Annotated in this window: 7 protein-coding genes and 1 pseudogene; 6 read left to right on the plus strand and 2 right to left on the minus strand. The window is 40.2% G+C overall.

Annotated elements, in window-relative coordinates; all coding sequences use genetic code 11:
• The 5 genes and pseudogenes from HT688_RS10670 to HT688_RS10690 all read left to right on the plus strand — a co-directional run.
• Positions 1 to 307: pseudogene (locus tag HT688_RS10670) on the plus strand (SAM-dependent methyltransferase); the annotation flags it as partial.
• Positions 304 to 564: a DUF1372 family protein gene (locus HT688_RS10675; protein ID WP_023937170.1), complete on the plus strand. Its 261-nt coding sequence runs from the start codon at positions 304 to 306 to the stop codon at positions 562 to 564. The pseudogene HT688_RS10670 and the gene HT688_RS10675, both read left to right, overlap by 4 nt.
• Positions 561 to 1052 (plus strand): MazG-like family protein, encoded by a 492-nt coding sequence (locus HT688_RS10680; RefSeq protein ID WP_001093849.1) that lies wholly within the window; start codon positions 561 to 563, stop codon positions 1050 to 1052. Before HT688_RS10675 ends, HT688_RS10680 begins: the two co-directional genes overlap by 4 nt.
• A complete protein-coding gene (locus HT688_RS10685) occupies positions 1049 to 1471 on the plus strand; it encodes a YopX family phage-derived protein (RefSeq protein WP_000187974.1) in 423 nt (140 codons plus the stop codon). Before HT688_RS10680 ends, HT688_RS10685 begins: the two co-directional genes overlap by 4 nt.
• A complete protein-coding gene (locus HT688_RS10690; protein WP_001067625.1) occupies positions 1468 to 1704 on the plus strand; it encodes a DUF3310 domain-containing protein in 237 nt (78 codons plus the stop codon). The genes HT688_RS10685 and HT688_RS10690 overlap by 4 nt, the downstream gene beginning before the upstream one ends.
• 20 nt (positions 1705 to 1724) lie before the next feature.
• On the opposite strand, the gene HT688_RS10695 is transcribed toward HT688_RS10690, so the two are convergent.
• Together HT688_RS10695 and mazE are read right to left on the minus strand one after the other, a co-directional pair.
• Positions 1725 to 2078: a type II toxin-antitoxin system PemK/MazF family toxin gene (locus HT688_RS10695; RefSeq protein ID WP_000125658.1), complete on the minus strand. Its 354-nt coding sequence runs from the start codon at positions 2076 to 2078 to the stop codon at positions 1725 to 1727.
• Positions 2062 to 2277 (minus strand): type II toxin-antitoxin system PemI/MazE family antitoxin, encoded by a 216-nt coding sequence (mazE, locus tag HT688_RS10700; protein WP_001098945.1) that lies wholly within the window; start codon positions 2275 to 2277, stop codon positions 2062 to 2064. Before mazE ends, HT688_RS10695 begins: the two co-directional genes overlap by 17 nt.
• Before the next feature lie 129 nt (positions 2278 to 2406).
• Here mazE and HT688_RS10705 point away from each other — a divergent pair, with 129 nt between their 5' ends.
• Entirely contained in the window at positions 2407 to 2835 is a 429-nt protein-coding gene (locus tag HT688_RS10705) for an ArpU family phage packaging/lysis transcriptional regulator (protein WP_001165368.1), read from the plus strand.
• The last annotated feature ends 512 nt before the right edge of the window (positions 2836 to 3347 follow it).

Raw genomic sequence — 3347 nt, forward strand, 5'->3', positions numbered from 1 at the left:
CGATGATGAAACATTTAATTTAGTAGTATTCGATCCGCCACATTTGAAATGGGCAGGTCAAAACTCAATTATGCGATCACAATATGGCCAGCTGGATAAAGTTACCTGGCCGGAAGATTTAGCCAAGGATTTTGAAGAATGCATGAGAGTTCTAAAAGTTGGAGGTACTCTAGTTTTTAAATGGTCTGATTGTCAAATCAACGTTAAAGAAGTTCTTAAATCTGTACCTTTTAAACCATTGTTTGGACAACAAAGAGGTACTACGCATTGGATGACGTTTATGAAATTTGAGGAGGTCACAGATTGAAACGATTCATAGCTATCTGGATTCTGGTATCTGCTGGACTAAACATCTGGCAGATGGACAGGATTGCAGAACTAGAAAAGAAGAAGCCTATGGTTATCTACAAGGCGGATAACGCAGGCGCTGAGATATTTGGTAAGGTCGTCGAGAAAGGACGACACGGCAAGCTATATACGCTTACTATTCGTGACTACGGCATTTTCGTAGTTACTAAGGACGTGTATGAGAAGATTAGAGTAGGGGATGAGGTACTACTATGAACACACTAGAAAAAGTCAAACAATGGTTTATTGACCGTGATTTAGAAAACGGTGGACGACTAGACAAGCAGTCATTAAAACTTAGCGAAGAGTTCGGTGAGTTGTGCGCAGGCTATCTCAAGAAGAATGAGAAGCTGACCAAGGATAGCATTGGAGATTGCGCAGTCGTGATTGTCGGTCTGGGATTGTTGAGCAAAGTGGATTTGGATAGTATTTTTGAAGAGTCGAAGAATGTTAGAAAGAACGATATTATGACATCATTCGCGTACGCAAATACATGTATTAGCAACATTCAAACAGAACAACATCTGAAACTTATGACCTTACGTATAAAATCATTGACTCTATTGATTGGTCATCTAAAATCAATCAGCAAGTCGCTAGGTTATGATTTTGAAGAGTGTTTTGAACTGGCATACCAAGAAATCAAAGATCGCAAGGGTCGTTGGATTGATGGCAGCTTTGTGAAGGAGGAGGATTTGGCATGACACCAAAATTTAGAGTGTGGGATAGCGTAGAAAAGAAATTCGTAGAACATTTTTTTATCACAGATAACGGCTTGATTTGCAACATGGAAAAACCAACATCGGACTCCAAACTTCTTATTCCTATCGAAAAGTCAGAATTGATCCTCATGCAATCAACAGGACTCAAGGATAAGAACGGGGTGGAGATTTTCGAGGAGGATGTGGTTTCTAGGAATAGTGGAATGCCCAGCGTAGTCAAATTTGGTAAATGGATTTATGAGGAAGATTTTGGATATAAAATAAAAAATATCGGGTTTCACCTTAATTCTAGTTATGATGATGAATGGTTTCAAGCTATGGACTATGAAGATATTCGCAAGAATTATGAAGTCATTGGCAATATCTACGAAAACCCAGAACTTTTGGAGGATAAGGAATGAACCCAGAAATAATTGACAATATAAACAAACCAAGCCACTACCAAGGTGCAAACGGTCTTGAGGCTATCGATGTTGTGCATAACTTCGTTGGGAGCCTTTCCGGAGCGTCTGCTTTCTTTTGGGGCAACGCAATCAAGTATATGCTACGGTTTCAAAAGAAAAACGGTCTGGAAGACCTGAAGAAAGCACGTAAGAACCTTGATTGGTTGATTGAGGAATTAGAGAAGAACTAAAAAAGCCCAATCCATAAGGACTAGGCTTCGAAGATGAAGTTGTAGAGTTGGACAACCTTCTGAAAACTGGTTGTATCCATGGTTGTGATTTTTTGAGCCTTGCGCTCTCTAAAGTCAAAAGTATAGAGTTGGAGTGGATTGACAGAGCCATCTACCTTATTGGAACGCACAGGAACGAGCAGGCCTTGTTCTTCTAGTCTGCTTTGACCGTGTGTAATAGGGCATACAGCAACAAATCCCGTCCGCTCCGAATATTCTCTACGCGAGACGACAATAGCAGGACGGCGTTTCTGAATCTCACGTCCAACAGACGGGTCGAAGTCAATCCAGATGATGTCCTGTTTTTCTGGAATGTAATCATATTTCGCTGTCAAGGAATTTCACCCCCTCAAAGTCATCTTCCATACGTAGGTCTGCATCTCCACTAAATGGGTCTGGAATTTTTGGAGCAAGGACAATGACATTATCTACACCCTTGTAGACAAACATTTCCTGACCTTCTGGAACATTGAGTGTTTTGGGAATGGTCACAGTGACAGAGTTCCCAACCTTACGAGTTTTAACAGTATTCATTTGTTTCTCCTTTATTTCGTATACATACAGTATACACTTAAAAAGGGAGCAAGGCAAGAAAAAAGCCAGCACAGCTGACTTCTCGTGTTATAGTTTCGCATAACTATTATATCATGAGGAGGAGTTCGTGTGCAAATAGAGTTATTGGATATCATCGATGAAAAGAAGACTAGAAAGGAAGCTATCAAAGTACTCAAAAAATACAGTCGTTTGAGACGGATTGCTGGAGAAGAATACGCTCCGAAAATAACAATATCCTACTCACTTGAGCCAAGATCATCAAGTGGTCAGACAAGTAAGCAAGTAGAAAGCATGGTTTTGCGTAGAGTATCAGCTCAGCAGGACCTGGAACTCATCGCTAAAGCAATCAACAATCTTTCCGATATGGAATACACACGTATCCTAATCGAACGATATTGCAGGAAGAAAAGGAGGGAAGACTATAGCATTTATTCAGAACTAGGCTATTCATCCAGTGAGTATTATCGGATATTGAACAAAGCTCTATTAGAGTTTGCGGAGTCCTATCAAGCCAGCAACCTTTTAGTCTACAAGTGATTTCTGGGAAAATCTTGGGAAAAATCTGGGAAAATCTTGGGAGAATTGGAACAGAAAAAGGTGCTAAAATAGTATTATCCAATGATTGGCAACGAACAGTCATGAGGACTCCTAAAAATATAGAGGTTTCGGCCTCTTAGACAGTAAGGACAGGTTAGCAGGTTGTTTGGGTCTCCTTGAAACTTTTACCAAACGTGCGTTTTACTGCTAGACCAGCTGGTTCGATTCCAGCTACTGTCATTTGAGTGTTTGTGTCCCAGAATGGGGTAGGCAGTAGGCTTAGCATTCATATATCACTCATTAACTTAAAAATGGTTGCAGTAGCGACTGGACCTTGCATGATTGCGTAGCTAATTATATTCCGGATAAGTTATAAGCTAGAGGGTTTGATTCCCTCAGAGGTTGTAAAGACTACAAAAAATAAAAAAGAAGTCAAAATTTAATACACAAGCAAGGTTGTAGTCGTCTTGCAGGAAGGTCGCACATCGTGTGACTTTTTTATTATGGCTTCA

Source organism: Streptococcus sp. 1559 (assembly GCF_013276735.1).
Classification (GTDB): domain Bacteria; phylum Bacillota; class Bacilli; order Lactobacillales; family Streptococcaceae; genus Streptococcus; species Streptococcus pseudopneumoniae.